Here is a 13,408-nt window from a genome sequence, read left to right as displayed (position 1 = left end):
GGCCTGTGCCGGGACGCCCCGGCCGTCAGCCTCCGTGGGGGTGACGCCCCGGCGGGTTCCACGGGAGGCGGACGGCGCTCCGCCCTCCGCCTCCCGCAACCGTGCTCACCGCCGGCCGCGCAGCTCCCGGTAGGTGGCGACCAGGGCCTGGGTGGAGGCGTCCAGGCCCGGCACGCCGGCGCCCTCGGTGAGCGCGGGCTCGACGCGCCGGGCGAGCACCTTGCCCAGCTCGACACCCCACTGGTCGAAGGAGTCGATGTCCCAGATCGCGCCCTGCACGAACACCTTGTGCTCGTACAGGGCGACGAGCTGGCCGAGGACGGACGGCGTCAGCTCACGCGCGAGGATCGTGGTCGTGGGGTGGTCGCCCTTGAAGGTCTTGTGCGGCACCAGCTCCTCGGGCACGCCCTCGGCGCGCACCTCGTCCGGCGTCTTGCCGAAGGCCAGGGCCTGCGTCTGGGCGAAGAAGTTGGCCATCAGCAGGTCGTGCTGCGCCTTGAGGTCCTCACTCAGCTCGGCGACCGGCTCGGCGAAGCCGATGAAGTCCGCCGGGATCAGCTTCGTCCCCTGGTGGATCAGCTGGTAGTAGGCGTGCTGCCCGTTGGTGCCGGGCGTGCCCCAGACGACGGGCCCGGTCTGCCAGCGGACCTCGCGCCCGTCCCGGCCGACGTACTTGCCGTTGGACTCCATGTCGAGCTGCTGGAGATAGGCGGTGAACTTCGACAGGTAGTGCGAGTACGGCAGCACCGCGTGCGACTGGGCGCCCAGGAAGTTGCCGTACCAGACGCCCAACAGGCCCAGCAGGAGCGGCACGTTGGACTCCGCGGGAGCCGTCCGGAAGTGCTCGTCGACGAGACGGAACCCGTCGAGCATCTCCCGGAAGCGGTCCGGGCCGATGGCGATCATCAGGGACAGGCCGATCGCCGAGTCGTACGAGTAGCGCCCGCCGACCCAGTCCCAGAACTCGAACATGTTGGCCGTGTCGATGCCGAAGTCGGCGACCTTCTCCGCGTTCGTCGACAGGGCGACGAAGTGCTGGGCGACGGCGGCCTCTTCACCGCCCAGCGCGTTCAGCAGCCAGGTCCGCGCGGAGGTGGCGTTGGTGACCGTCTCGATGGTGGTGAAGGTCTTGGACGCGATGATGAACAGCGTCTCGGCCGGGTCCAGGTCGCGGAGGGCCTCGTGCAGGTCGGCGCCGTCCACGTTGGACACGAAGCGGACCGTGAGGTCCCGGTCGGTGTAGGCGCGCAGCGCCTCGTACGCCATCGCGGGGCCGAGGTCCGAGCCGCCGATGCCGACGTTGACCACGGTGCGGATGCGCTTGCCGGTGTGGCCGGTCCACTCCCCGGAGCGGACCCGGTCGGCGAAGGCGGCCATCTTGTCGAGGACCTCGTGCACCCCCGGTACGACGTTCTCCCCGTCGACCTCGATCACCGCGTCCCGCGGCGCCCGGAGCGCGGTGTGCAGCACGGCCCGGTCCTCGGTGGTGTTGATCCGCTCACCGCGGAACATGGCGTCGCGCAGTCCGAACACATCGGTGGCCGAGGCCAGTTCACGCAACAGCCGGAGGGTCTCGTCGGTGACGAGGTGCTTGGAGTAGTCGATGTACAGATCACCGACTCGGAGGGTGTACGCGGTGCCGCGGTCGGGATCGGCAGCGAACACCTCGCGCAACCGCACGTCCCCGAGCTCCTCCCGGTGCTTGGCCAGTGCGGTCCACTCGGGGATCTGGTCGAGCCTGGTACGGCCGTCTGCGTTCATCTCGGACTCAGCCTTCTTCCTTGCTGCCTGTGCTGCGTATCCGCCCCGCTGCCGGATCCAACCTAATGGATCAGCGGTGGGCATGGCCTGTCGTGCCTCCGCCGTGGGGCACGACAACAGATACGGCCGTCCGGCCTCCGGGTATCAACACGGCGACGGGCGGGACGGCGAACAGGGCTGCGGGCAGGGGGAAGAAGCCGACCGCGAACGGCCCGGCCGACCGTCGGTGCGACTGCGGCGACTACTGCAATCGGGCGGCTACCGCAACTGCTAGATCTCGCCCCGCAGTTTGGCGAGCGCCTCGGCGAGGATCGCCTCACCGTCCGCGTCGCTGCGCCGCTCGCGCACATAGGCGAGGTGCGTCTTGTACGGCTCGGTACGGGGCGGGTCCGGGGGGTTCTCACGGTCCTGACCGGCCGGAAAGCCGCAGCGGGGGCAGTCCCAGGTATCGGGCACCTGCGCGTCGCTCGCGAAGCTCGGCTGGGTCTCGTGCCCGTTGGAGCACCAGAAGGAGATGCGCAGCCGCGGCGCGGACTCGCCGCGCTCGGCCTCGCCCATCGGCCCCGCCCCGACCCGGCTTCCCCGGATCGCGTTGCCACTTGCCACGGTCGTAACTCCCTGCGTGATGGTGCGGCGAAGCGAGTCGGCGTTCCGCTTCGCTGCGAGCGCCTCAGTCTACGTAAGGCCCAACGCGCGTCCAGTCATTGGAGTTACCGCTTCCCCATCCAGACGCAAGCCCCATGATAGGCCGCGCTGTGCTGCGCGTACCGGACATGGGGCCTTACGCGGGGAATGCGTACCCGATGCGTACGGATTGTTCTCCCGGGTCAGCTGGTCGTCTTCATCATGATGCCCAGCACGATGATGCACGCGACCCAGAGCAGGCCCACCACGAGGGTGATCCGGTCGAGGTTGCGCTCGGCGACCGAGGAGCCGCCGACGGAGGACTGCATGCCGCCACCGAACATGTCGGAGAGGCCTCCGCCCTTTCCCTTGTGCATCAGCACCAGCAGCATCAGCAACAGGCTGAAGACGATCAGGGCGATCGAGAACCCCAGAACCACGGCTGGACCAACTTCCTCGGATTCGGATGAACGACGCGGGGTCCAGTACAGGACTGGACCCCGCAAGGGTACGACGGATCGCCGCTAGCGCATACTCACTGCCCGGCTCACTGGTCGCGGAACCGGATGATTTTGACGAACTCGTCCGCGTCCAGCGAGGCACCGCCGACGAGGGCGCCGTCGATGTCGGCCTGCGCCATGATCTCGGCGACGTTGCCGGACTTGACCGAGCCGCCGTACTGGATGCGGACCTGGTCGGCGACGTCCTGCGAGTACAGCTCGGCGAGCTTGCCGCGGATGGCGGCGCAGACCTCCTGGGCGTCCCCGGCGCCGCAGACCTTGCCGGTGCCGATGGCCCAGACGGGCTCGTAGGCGATCACGACGGACTCGGCCTGCTCGGCGGGGAGGTCCTTCAGACCGCCCTCGACCTGGGCGAGGGTGTGGGCGACGTGGTTGCCGGCCTCGCGGACGGACAGTTCCTCGCCGACGCACAGGATCGGGGTGATGCCGTGCTTGTACGCGGCCTTGACCTTGGCGTTCACGACGTCGTCGGTCTCGTCGTGGTACTGCCTGCGCTCGGAGTGGCCGACAGCCACGTACGTGCACTTCAGCTTGGACAGCATCGGGCCGGAGATCTCGCCGGTGTAGGCGCCGCCGTCGTGCGCCGAGATGTCCTGGGCGCCGTACTTGATCTTCAGCTTGTCACCGTCGACGAGGGTCTGGACGGAGCGCAGGTCGGTGAAGGGCGGCAGGACGGCGACCTCGACGGCCTCGTAGTCCGTGTCGGCCAGGGCGAAGGCGAGCTTCTGGACGTGGGCGATGGCCTCGAGGTGGTTGAGGTTCATCTTCCAGTTGCCCGCCATCAGCGGCGTGCGGCCTTTTTCAGCAGCGGTCATTGAGGGTCAGTCCTCCAGTGCGGCGAGGCCGGGGAGCGTCTTGCCCTCGAGGTATTCGAGGGAGGCGCCGCCTCCGGTCGAGATGTGGCCGAATGCCTTTTCGTCGAAGCCCAGGATGCGGACGGCCGCGGCGGAGTCGCCGCCGCCGACCACGGTGTAGCCCGGGGAGTCGAGAAGGGCCTGGGCGACCGCCTTGGTGCCCTCGGCGTAGTCGGGGTGCTCGAAGACGCCCATGGGGCCGTTCCAGAAGACGGTGGCCGCGTCGGCGAGCTTCGAGGCGTACAGGGTGCGGGTCTCGGGACCGATGTCCAGACCCTGCCGGTCGGCCGGGATGGCGTCCGCGGCGACGGTGGCGGGATGGGCCGGAGCCTTGGTCTTCAGGTCCGGGAACCCCTCGGCGACCAGTGTGTCGACCGGCAGCACCAGCTCCACGCCGTTCTTCTCGGCGCGTTCCAGGTACTCGGTGACGGCGGGCAGCTGGTCCTCCTGGAGCAGCGACGTGCCGATCTCGTAGCCCTTGGCCTTGAGGAAGGTGTACGCCATGCCGCCGCCGATGAGGATGCGGTCGGCCTTGCCGAGCAGTTCGTCGATGACGGCGAGCTTGTCGGAGACCTTGGCGCCGCCGAGGGCCACCACATAGGGCCTCTTGACGTCGGCGGTGAGCTTCTTCAGGACGCCGACCTCGGTGGCGATGAGGAAGCCCGCGGCGTGCGGCAGACGCGCCGGGAGGTCGTACACGGACGCGTGCTTGCGGTGCACCGCGCCGAAGCCGTCGCCCACGTAGAGGTCGGCGAGCGCGGCGAGCCGGTCGGCGAAGGCCCCGCGCTCGGCGTCGTCCTTGGCGGTCTCGCCGGCGTTGAAGCGCAGGTTCTCGAGGACCGCGACCTGTCCGTCGGCGAGGCCCGCGACGGTGGCGGTGGCGGAGTCGCCGACCGTGTCCGTCGCGAACGCCACGTCGGCGCCGAGGAGTTCACCCAGGCGCGCGGCGGCCGGGGCGAGCGAGAAGGCGGGGTCCGGGGCGCCCTTGGGGCGGCCCAGGTGCGAGGCGACGACCACGCGGGCGCCCGCGTCGGCGAGGGCCTTGACGGTGGGCAGCACGGCGCGGATGCGGCCGTCGTCGGTGATGGCGGTGCCGTCCAGCGGCACGTTGAGGTCGGCGCGGACGAAGACCCGCTTGCCCGCGACCCCTTCGGAGAGGAGTGCGTCGATCGTCTTCATGAGGGGACTCCTGGAGAAGAGCTGAAGAGAGCTCGTGTTCGCTCGTGATCGCTCGTGATCGGAAGAGGTCGACCGCTCCGATACGCGCGTCAGGGCTCGGACAGCGCTGTGGCGCGCCGGCCGAGCCCTGCACTCATATCAGGCGGTCTGCTCCACGATCAGAGCTGGTCGCCGACGAAGACCGTGAGGTCGACGAGGCGGTTGGAGTAGCCCCACTCGTTGTCGTACCAGCCGATGATCTTCACGCTCTTGCCGTCCTGGACCATGGTCAGGGACGAGTCGAACGTGCAGGACGCCGGGGCGTTGACGATGTCGGAGGAGACGATCGGGTCCTCGGTGTACTCGAGGAGGCCCTTGAGCTCGCCCTCCGCGGCCTTCTGGAAGGCGGCGTTGACCTCTTCCTTGGTGACCTCGCGGCCGAGCTCGACGACCAGGTCGGTGACCGAGCCGGTCGGGACCGGGACGCGCATCGCGATGCCGTCCAGCTTGCCCTCGAGCTGCGGCAGCACCAGGGCGGTGGCCTTGGCGGCACCGGTGGTCGTCGGGATGATGTTCTCGGCGGCGGCACGGGCGCGGCGCAGGTCCTTGTGCGGGAAGTCCAGGATGCGCTGGTCGTTCGTGTACGCGTGCACCGTCGTCATCAGGCCCTTGACGATGCCGAAGCTCTCGTCGAGCACCTTCGCCATCGGCGCCACACAGTTGGTGGTGCAGGAGGCGTTGGAGATGACGTGGTGGTTCGCCGGGTCGTACTTGTCCTGGTTGACGCCCATCACGATGGTGACGTCCTCATCCTTGGCCGGAGCCGAGATGATGACCTTCTTGGCGCCGCCGGCGATGTGCTTCTCGGCATCCGCCTTCTTGGTGAAGATGCCGGTCGACTCGATGACGACGTCGACGCCCAGCTCGCCCCACGGGATGTCCGCGGGGTTGCGCTCCGAGAGCACCTTGATCGTCTTGCCGTCCACGGTGATCGTGTCGGCGGTGTGGGAGACCTCCTGCTTGAGGCGCCCCAGGATGGTGTCGTACTTCAGCAGGTGGGCAGTGGTCGCGGTGTCACCCAGGTCATTGACCGCCACGATCTCGATGTCTGCGCCCTGCTCGAGCAATGCGCGGAAGTAGTTCCGACCGATGCGGCCAAACCCGTTGATGCCTACGCGGATCGTCACGAACCGATCTCCTCGTTGGTGCGCCGGCTCAAGTCGCCGGCGAGCTGTATGGGATGTCCCCGACCACCCCCGACCCTACCTCTCCGGGACCCCGGTCGTGACATTGAGTCGATGCATACCCGGCACGACGCCCATTACCCACCAGTAAGGCATGGACCGCCCAGTCCGATGCGCCTTGTCGGGCCTCCCATCGGGCCCCGCGGCCCCTTCCGGCTCGACCGGAAACCTCCGGTCCCCCTTGACGGACGGCGACGGCCGTGCACACTGCCGTCGCCGTCCGGCCACAGGTGGGTCAGGGGTCAGCCGACGAGGTTGTCGGCGAGCTCCTCGCCGATGTTGGCCTCCGTGCCCGGGATGCCGAGGTCGGCGGCGCGCTTGTCGGCCATGGCGAGCAGCCGGCGGATCCGCCCGGCGACGGCGTCCTTGGTCAGCGGCGGGTCGGCGAGCGCGCCCAGCTCCTCCAGGGAGGCCTGCTTGTGCTCCATGCGCAGCCGGCCGGCCGCGGCGAGGTGCTCCGGGACGTCGTCGGCGAGGATCTCCAGGGCGCGCTGCACCCGGGCACCGGCGGCGACGGCCGCACGGGCCGAGCGGCGCAGGTTGGCGTCGTCGAAGTTCGCCAGCCGGTTCGCCGTGGCGCGCACCTCGCGGCGCATCCGGCGCTCCTCCCAGGCCAGCACCGAGTCGTGGGCGCCGAGCCGGGTGAGCAGGGCACCGATCGCGTCGCCGTCACGGACGACGACCCGGTCCACACCGCGCACCTCGCGGGCCTTGGCGCCGATCGACAGCCGGCGGGCGGCGCCGACCAGGGCGAGCGCCGCCTCGGGGCCGGGGCAGGTCACCTCCAGGGAGGAGGAGCGGCCCGGCTCGGTGAGGGAGCCGTGCGCCAGGAAGGCCCCGCGCCAGGCCGCCTCGGCGTCGCAGGTGGCCCCCGAGACCACCTGCGGGGGCAGGCCTCGGATCGGGCGGCCCCGGCCGTCCACCAGGCCGGTCTGGCGGGCCAGTTGGTCGCCGCCCGCGACCACCCGGACGACATAGCGCGAGCCGCGGCGCAGCCCGCCCGGTGCCATCACGATCAGTTCGGAGCTGTGGCCGAAGATCTCCAGGACGTCCCGCTTGAGGCGGCGGGCGGCCATCGCCGTGTCCAGCTCCGCCTCGATCACGATGCGCCCGCTCACCAGGTGAAGGCCGCCGGCGAACCGCAGCATGGCGGAGACCTCCGCCTTCCTGCAGCAGGTCCGGGTGACGGGGAGCCGGGAAACCTCGTCCTTCACCGCTGCCGTCATCGCCATGGGCCGATCCTTCCATGCATCCGAAAAATACGGTCGTACGCGGCGGCCAACAGCTCCGGGTCGTGCCTGGGGCTTCCGTCGGGCCGGGCCACCGGCGCCAACTCGACCGCGGCACCGCCGAACCCCTTCGCGGCCTCGGTCAGCACATCGCGGTCGGGTACGGCGGCCTCGTCGGCCAGCACCACGTCCAGGGCGAGTTTAGGGGCGTGTCGTCCCAAAACCTCCAAATGACGCTGCGGGGAGAAGCCCTCGGTTTCTCCGGGCTGCGGGGCGAGGTTCAGGGAGAGTACCCGGCGTGCCCGCGTCTCGACGAGCGCCTCCAGCAGTTCGGGCACCAGGAGGTGCGGGATGACCGAGGAGAACCAGGAACCGGGACCGAGCACCACCCAGTCGGCGTCGAGGACCGCCGCGACCGCCTCGGGGACGGCGGGCGGGTCGTTCGGCACGAGGTGCACGGACTGCACCTCGCCGGGGGTGAGGGCGACGGTCGCCTGGCCCCGGACGGTCTCCACGGCGTCCGGACGCTCGGGGTCGTGCCCCTTGACCAGCGCCTGGAGCTCCAGTGGCACGGCGGACATGGGTAGCACCCGCCCGTGCGCGCCGAGCAGCCGGCCGACCAGGTCCAGGGCCTGGACGTGGTCGCCGAGCTGCTCCCACAGGGCGACGATCAGCAGGTTGCCGACCGCGTGCTCGTGCAGGTCGCCCTTGGACTGGAAGCGGTGCTGGATGACCCGGGCCCAGGTCTGGCCCCAGTCGTCGTCGCCGCACAGCGCGGCCAGCGCCTTGCGCAGATCGCCGGGCGGCAGCACACCCAGTTCGTCGCGCAGCCGTCCGCTGGATCCGCCGTCGTCGGCCACGGTGACGACGGCGGTGAGGTCGCCGGTGATCCGGCGCAGCGCGGCGAGCGAGGCGGACAGCCCCATGCCGCCGCCGAGGGCCACCACCTTGGGCTGGGCGCCCCGGCGTCGCGGCTTGGCCCCGCGGGCCTCGACCGGCCGGCCGGCGCGCCCTTCGGGCTGCGCCCGGCGCAGTCGGTGCAGCCGCGGAGTACGTGCGGTCATTCCCGGCCCATGTCCCGGTGGACGACCACCGTCTCCACGCCCTCCGCGGCGAGGCGGGCGGCGAGCTTCTCCGACATGGCGACCGAGCGGTGCTTGCCGCCGGTGCAGCCGACGGCGATGGTCACATAGCGCTTGCCCTCACGGCGGTAGCCCGCGGCGATCAGCCGCAGCAGCTCGGTGTACCGGTCGAGGAACTCCTTGGCGCCGGGCTGGTTGAAGACGTACGCGGCCACCTCCTCGTGCCGGCCGGTGAAGGGGCGCAGCTCGGGGACCCAGTGCGGGTTGGGCAGGAACCGCATGTCCACCACCAGGTCGGCGTCGACCGGGAGGCCGTACTTGAAGCCGAAGGACATCACGGTGGCCCGCAGCTCGGGCTCCTCGTCACCGGCGAACTGGGCGTCCATCTTGGCGCGCAGCTCGTGCACGTTGAGACTGGAGGTGTCGATCACCAGGTCGGCGTCGCCGCGCAGTTCGCGCAGCAGTTCCCGCTCGGCGGCGATGCCGTCGACGATGCGGCCGTCGCCCTGGAGGGGGTGCGGGCGGCGCACCGACTCGAAGCGGCGCACCAGGGCTTCCTCGGAGGACTCCAGGAAAACGATCCGCCGGGTGACGCCCCGGGTGTCGAGGTCGGCGAGCGACTCGCGGAGGTTGTCGAAGAAGCGCCGGCCGCGGACGTCGACGACGACCGCGATCCGGGCCACATTGCCCTGGGAGCGGGCTCCGAGCTCCACCATGGTGGGGATCAGCGCGGGCGGGAGGTTGTCGACGACGAACCAGCCCAGGTCCTCCAGACACTTCGCGGCCGTGGAACGGCCGGCCCCGGACATGCCGGAGATGATCACCAGCTCGGGGATCGCCGTCTCGGCGGCCCCGGCCTTTTCCTTGCCCGTATTCACCTGTGCTCCGTCGTCCTGGTGCGTCTCGTCGTGTGTGCCCCGGCCCGCGTCCTGTGCCGCGTCCTGGGGTGTGCCGTGGGTTGTCTCGTGGCCTGTGTTCCGGCGTGTCTCGTGCTCGGTCATCTCTCCAGCCCCCGTCGGTCGTCCGGGGCGCCCGCGGACACGGGCTCCCCGGGGGAACCCGGTGTCTTCCCGGGTTCTTCCACGTCATCCATGATCTCGCCCGTCGCCGTGTTCACGGCGGGGGCGGCCGGGGCCGCCCCGGCGAGGGCCGCGGCGATCACCTCGGCCGTTTTGCGACCTATACCAGGAACTTCACGAATCTGCTCGATCGTCGCCGAGCGAAGCTTCTTCACCGACCCGAAGTGCTTGATCAGTGCCTGCTTGCGGGTGTCCCCGAGGCCCGGCACGTCGTCCAGCGGACCGGAGCGGAAGCGTTTGGCCCGCTTGACGCGCTGATAGCCGATGGCGAAGCGGTGGGCCTCGTCGCGGACCCGCTGGAGCAGGTAGAGGCCCTCACTGGTGCGGGGCAGCACCACCGGGTCGTCGTCGTCCGGCAGCCACACCTCCTCCAGCCGCTTGGCGAGGCCGCACACGGCGATGTCGTCGATGCCGAGCTCGTCCAGGGCCCTGCGGGCCGCCGCCACCTGGGGGGCGCCGCCGTCGACGACCACGAGCTGGGGCGGGTAGGCGAAGCGCTTGGGGCGGCCGTCGTCCTCGGTGAGCGTGTGCGCGGACGGTTCACCGGGGACGCCGACGGGGGCACCGTCCACTCCGTCGGTCACGCCGTCGCTCACCCCGGTGCCGCCGCTCGCCCCGGTGCCGGCGGTCCACTCGCCGGTCCTCTCCTTGTCGGCGAGGTAGCGGCGGAAGCGGCGGGTGATCACCTCGTGCAGGGAGCGGACGTCGTCCTGTCCGGCGAAGCTCTTGATCTGGAAGCGGCGGTACTCGCTCTTGCGGGCCAGCCCGTCCTCGAAGACGACCATGGAGGCCACGACGTCGTCGCCCTGGAGGTGCGAGACGTCGTAGCACTCGATCCGCAGCGGGGCGCTGTCCAGGCCGAGGGCGTCGGCGATCTCCTCCAGCGCGCGCGAGCGCGTGGTGAGGTCGGAGGCGCGCCTGGTCTTGTGCAGGGCGAGAGCCTGCTGGGCGTTGCGCTGCACGGTCTCCATCAGGGCCCGCTTGTCCCCGCGCTGCGGGATCCGCAGGGAGACGCCCGACCCGCGCCGCCCGGTGAGCCACTCCTGGACCGGCTCCACCGGGTCGGGCAGCGCGGGGACCAGGACCTCCCTCGGCACGGCGTCGCCGGTCTCCTCGCCGTACAGCTGCTGCAGGGCGTGCTCCACGAGGGCGCCGGTGGTGATCTCCTCCACCTTGTCGGTGACCCAGCCGCGCTGGCCGCGCACGCGTCCGCCGCGGACGTGGAAGATCTGGACGGCCGCCTCCAGCTCGTCCTCGGCGACCGCGATCAGGTCGGCGTCGGTCGCGTCGGCGAGCACGACGGCGCTCTTCTCCATGGCCTTCCTCAGGGCGCCGATGTCGTCACGCAGCCGGGCGGCCCGCTCGTACTCCATGTCCTCGGCCGCCTCGGTCATCCGCTGCTCCAGGCGGCGCAGATGGGTGCCGGTGCGGCCGGCCATGAAGTCGCAGAACTCCTCGGCGAGCTCGCGGTGCTCCTCGGCGGAGACCCGGTCCACACAGGGCGCCGAGCACTTGCCGATGTAGCCGAGCAGACAGGGGCGTCCGGTGCGGGCGGCGTTCTTGAACACACCGGCCGAGCAGGTGCGCACCGGGAAGACCCGCAGCAGCAGGTCGACGGTGTCGCGGATCGCCCACGCGTGCCCGTACGGCCCGAAGTACCTGACGCCCTTCTTCTTGTGACCCCGCATCACCTGCACGCGCGGGAACTCCTCGTTCATCGTCACCGCGAGGTACGGGTAGCTCTTGTCGTCGCGGTACTTGACGTTGAACCGGGGGTCGTACTCCTTGATCCAGGAGTACTCCAGCTGGAGCGCCTCGACCTCCGTGGACACCACCGTCCACTCCACGGAGGCGGCCGTGGTGACCATGGTGCGGGTGCGCGGGTGGAGTCCGGCGAGGTCCTGGAAGTAGTTCGCCAGGCGCTGGCGCAGGCTCTTCGCCTTTCCGACGTAGATCACCCGGCGGTGCTCGTCGCGGAACCGGTAGACCCCCGGCGAGTCGGGGATCTCACCCGGTTTGGGGCGGTAGCTGGAGGGGTCGGCCATGTCTCACACCCTACTGGCGGGGACCGACACCGCGGCGGGGCCGCGGAACCACCGGCCGGGCCCCGCTCCGGAAGGTTACGGCCGCCGGGAAGCGGGAAGGTGGGAGGTCCGGCCTGATGGCAGGCCGCAGGACGGGAAGCGGACCCGGTCACGAGTCGGAGGCTGGTCGAATGCGGCAGACACGACGGACACAGGTCGAAAAACGACGGCTGCCGGCCCGCGCGCGCCGGGACGCGGACGAGACGGCCGCCCTTCTCGACTCCTTCGACCGGCTCAGCCCCTTCGACGCGTTCGGCCCCTTCGACCCGCGCGATCCCGCCATCGTGCGCGCCAAGCGCCTGCGCGCACGCCGTGCGGACGACCACGGGCGAACCGGCCGCTCCTAGGGAGCTCAGCCGCGGTAGAGACGCAGTTCAGGGGCCGTACCGACCTTCGGGTCCGGTACGGCCCCTGAACTGTGTGCCGCTCATGTACACACCGTGCGGGTGCGCCTCCGTCGGGCGTCAGGTGTTGTCGGGACTTGGTCAACACGCTTTAATACGGGGAACTCGGGGCCCTGAACGACGGCGTACGGATTTGAACCCTCCCCCCAGCTGAAGCAGGGGGATTCCTGGCTCAGGAAGCCCCACAGGTCAGCGACCTGCGAGGTCCTACTCCCTCAGCGCCAGCCGGGACGGAACCTGCCCGGTTTGTTGAGCAAAGCTCAGGTGTGCCGTCCTGGTTCCCGATCGGCACGGTATGCGCGCTTGGTTCTCGCAACGCATGGCAGGCACTTTACCCGATCACGGGGGCGGACCCGGGGTGCCCCGAGCGAACGGTCTGACCAGCCGTTGTGGACATTCAGAGAAAGGCCCCTGCATGCCGCACGCCACACCGCACACGGACACCGTCACCGCGGAACTGGACTCGGTCCTGCGCGGCGGGCCCTTCCATGTCGCCCTGCGGGCCGCGATAGCCGCCCGCGGACTGCCGCTGCAGCGTGTGCAGCACCATCTGTCGCGCCACGGCGTGAAGGTGGGCGTCACCAGCCTCAGTTACTGGCAGCAGGGCGCCCGCCGCCCGCAGCGCCCCGAATCGCTGCGCGCCGTACGGGCCCTGGAGGAGATCCTGCAGTTGCCGGAGGAGTCGCTGATCCGCCTGCTCGCGGATTCCGGCGATCAGGCGCCGGACCGCGGCCCGGCGGGCCGCTCCTACCGCTCGCTGGTGGAGGCCTCGGGCGTCCTGGCGGGACTGCTGGCCGAACTCGGCGTCACCCGGGACAGCGGGCTGCACACTCTGGCCCACCACGAGCGGGTCCTGATCGGGGCACACCGCGAGCTCGCGGAGCGCGAGTCGCACCACATCGTGCGCGCCCACCGGGACGGCGTCGACCGCTTCGTGGCCGTCCACCACGGCGATCCCGGTTCCGCGCCGGCCCGGATGACCGTGCACGCCCTGGAGAACTGCCGCACCGGCCGGATCCGCCTGCAGCAGGACACCGGCGTGCTCGCGGCCGAACTGCTCTTCGACACCCGGCTGCGCTCCGGTGACACGTTCCTCTTCCGCTACGCCGTCGAGGACGGCACGGCCGGCGTCTCCCGTGAGTACGTGCACGGGGCGGACTCCCCCGGCGGCCAGTACGCGCTCCAGGTGTGCTTCGACGCCCGGGCGCTGCCCGCGCGCTGCCACCGGTTCGCCCAGCACTCCGCGGCGGCACCGCGCGGCGGTCACCAGGAGCTGGCGGTGAGCGGCCTGCACCGTTCGGTGCACCTGGTCGAACCGCGACTGCGGTCGGGGTACGTGGGGATCGGCTGGGACTGGGACTGAGGCCG

At 70.7% G+C, this 13,408-nt stretch carries 12 protein-coding genes; 2 read left to right on the top strand and 10 right to left on the bottom strand.

Going from position 1 to position 13,408, the window contains the following annotated elements; genetic code table 11:
• Nucleotides 1–105 precede the first annotated feature (105 nt).
• From pgi to uvrC, 10 genes are all read right to left on the bottom strand, one after another.
• A complete protein-coding gene (gene pgi / locus PYS65_RS27730; RefSeq protein WP_279336668.1) occupies nt 106–1,761 on the bottom strand; it encodes a glucose-6-phosphate isomerase in 1,656 nt (551 codons plus the stop codon).
• Nucleotides 1,762–2,031: 270 nt separating this feature from the next.
• Complete coding sequence (locus tag PYS65_RS27725; RefSeq protein ID WP_078649359.1) at nt 2,032–2,367, bottom strand: RNA polymerase-binding protein RbpA; 336 nt, start codon at nt 2,365–2,367, stop codon at nt 2,032–2,034.
• Nucleotides 2,368–2,588: 221 nt separating this feature from the next.
• Entirely contained in the window at nt 2,589–2,825 is a 237-nt protein-coding gene (secG, locus tag PYS65_RS27720) for a preprotein translocase subunit SecG (RefSeq protein ID WP_279336667.1), read from the bottom strand.
• A gap of 107 nt (nt 2,826–2,932) precedes the next feature.
• A complete protein-coding gene (gene tpiA / locus PYS65_RS27715) occupies nt 2,933–3,721 on the bottom strand; it encodes a triose-phosphate isomerase (RefSeq protein ID WP_279336666.1) in 789 nt (262 codons plus the stop codon).
• A 6-nt stretch (nt 3,722–3,727) separates the two neighbouring features.
• Nucleotides 3,728–4,939, bottom strand: a complete 1,212-nt coding sequence (locus PYS65_RS27710) for a phosphoglycerate kinase (RefSeq protein ID WP_279336665.1) — start codon at nt 4,937–4,939, stop codon at nt 3,728–3,730.
• 158 nt (nt 4,940–5,097) lie between these two features.
• Nucleotides 5,098–6,105 carry a type I glyceraldehyde-3-phosphate dehydrogenase gene (gap, locus tag PYS65_RS27705; RefSeq protein ID WP_279336664.1) on the bottom strand — a complete coding sequence of 336 codons (1,008 nt, stop codon included), beginning with the start codon at nt 6,103–6,105 and terminating at the stop codon, nt 5,098–5,100.
• Nucleotides 6,106–6,404: 299 nt separating this feature from the next.
• The gene (whiA, locus tag PYS65_RS27700; protein WP_279336663.1) at nt 6,405–7,394 is read right to left on the bottom strand and encodes a DNA-binding protein WhiA; all 990 of its coding nucleotides are present in this window, start codon (nt 7,392–7,394) and stop codon (nt 6,405–6,407) included.
• Nucleotides 7,385–8,455 (bottom strand): gluconeogenesis factor YvcK family protein, encoded by a 1,071-nt coding sequence (locus tag PYS65_RS27695; protein ID WP_279336662.1) that lies wholly within the window; start codon nt 8,453–8,455, stop codon nt 7,385–7,387. Before PYS65_RS27695 ends, whiA begins: the two co-directional genes overlap by 10 nt.
• The gene (gene rapZ / locus PYS65_RS27690; RefSeq protein WP_279336661.1) at nt 8,452–9,474 is read right to left on the bottom strand and encodes an RNase adapter RapZ; all 1,023 of its coding nucleotides are present in this window, start codon (nt 9,472–9,474) and stop codon (nt 8,452–8,454) included. Before rapZ ends, PYS65_RS27695 begins: the two co-directional genes overlap by 4 nt.
• Nucleotides 9,471–11,597: an excinuclease ABC subunit UvrC gene (gene uvrC, locus PYS65_RS27685; protein WP_279336660.1), complete on the bottom strand. Its 2,127-nt coding sequence runs from the start codon at nt 11,595–11,597 to the stop codon at nt 9,471–9,473. Before uvrC ends, rapZ begins: the two co-directional genes overlap by 4 nt.
• Nucleotides 11,598–11,767: 170 nt before the next feature.
• On the opposite strand from uvrC, the gene PYS65_RS27680 reads away from it, so the two are divergent.
• Entirely contained in the window at nt 11,768–11,983 is a 216-nt protein-coding gene (locus PYS65_RS27680) for a hypothetical protein (RefSeq protein ID WP_279336659.1), read from the top strand.
• 472 nt (nt 11,984–12,455) lie between these two features.
• Nucleotides 12,456–13,403 carry a hypothetical protein gene (locus PYS65_RS27675; RefSeq protein WP_279336658.1) on the top strand — a complete coding sequence of 316 codons (948 nt, stop codon included), beginning with the start codon at nt 12,456–12,458 and terminating at the stop codon, nt 13,401–13,403.
• Nucleotides 13,404–13,408 lie beyond the last annotated feature (5 nt).

This window comes from Streptomyces cathayae (genome assembly GCF_029760955.1).
Taxonomy (GTDB): domain Bacteria; phylum Actinomycetota; class Actinomycetes; order Streptomycetales; family Streptomycetaceae; genus Streptomyces; species Streptomyces cathayae.
This window is presented reverse-complemented; position numbering and strand designations above follow the sequence as displayed.

What these genes read in the sequence shown, in the direction of transcription:
- PYS65_RS27695 (WP_279336662.1), bottom strand. Translation starts at nt 8,455, where the DNA reads ATGACCGCACGTACTCCGCGGCTGCACCGACTGCGCCGGGCGCAGCCC.
- PYS65_RS27675 (WP_279336658.1), top strand. Translation starts at nt 12,456, where the DNA reads ATGCCGCACGCCACACCGCACACGGACACCGTCACCGCGGAACTGGAC.
- PYS65_RS27680 (WP_279336659.1), top strand. Translation starts at nt 11,768, where the DNA reads ATGCGGCAGACACGACGGACACAGGTCGAAAAACGACGGCTGCCGGCC.
- PYS65_RS27710 (WP_279336665.1), bottom strand. Translation starts at nt 4,939, where the DNA reads ATGAAGACGATCGACGCACTCCTCTCCGAAGGGGTCGCGGGCAAGCGG.
- whiA (WP_279336663.1), bottom strand. Translation starts at nt 7,394, where the DNA reads ATGGCGATGACGGCAGCGGTGAAGGACGAGGTTTCCCGGCTCCCCGTC.
- rapZ (WP_279336661.1), bottom strand. Translation starts at nt 9,474, where the DNA reads ATGACCGAGCACGAGACACGCCGGAACACAGGCCACGAGACAACCCAC.
- uvrC (WP_279336660.1), bottom strand. Translation starts at nt 11,597, where the DNA reads ATGGCCGACCCCTCCAGCTACCGCCCCAAACCGGGTGAGATCCCCGAC.
- tpiA (WP_279336666.1), bottom strand. Translation starts at nt 3,721, where the DNA reads ATGACCGCTGCTGAAAAAGGCCGCACGCCGCTGATGGCGGGCAACTGG.
- pgi (WP_279336668.1), bottom strand. Translation starts at nt 1,761, where the DNA reads ATGAACGCAGACGGCCGTACCAGGCTCGACCAGATCCCCGAGTGGACC.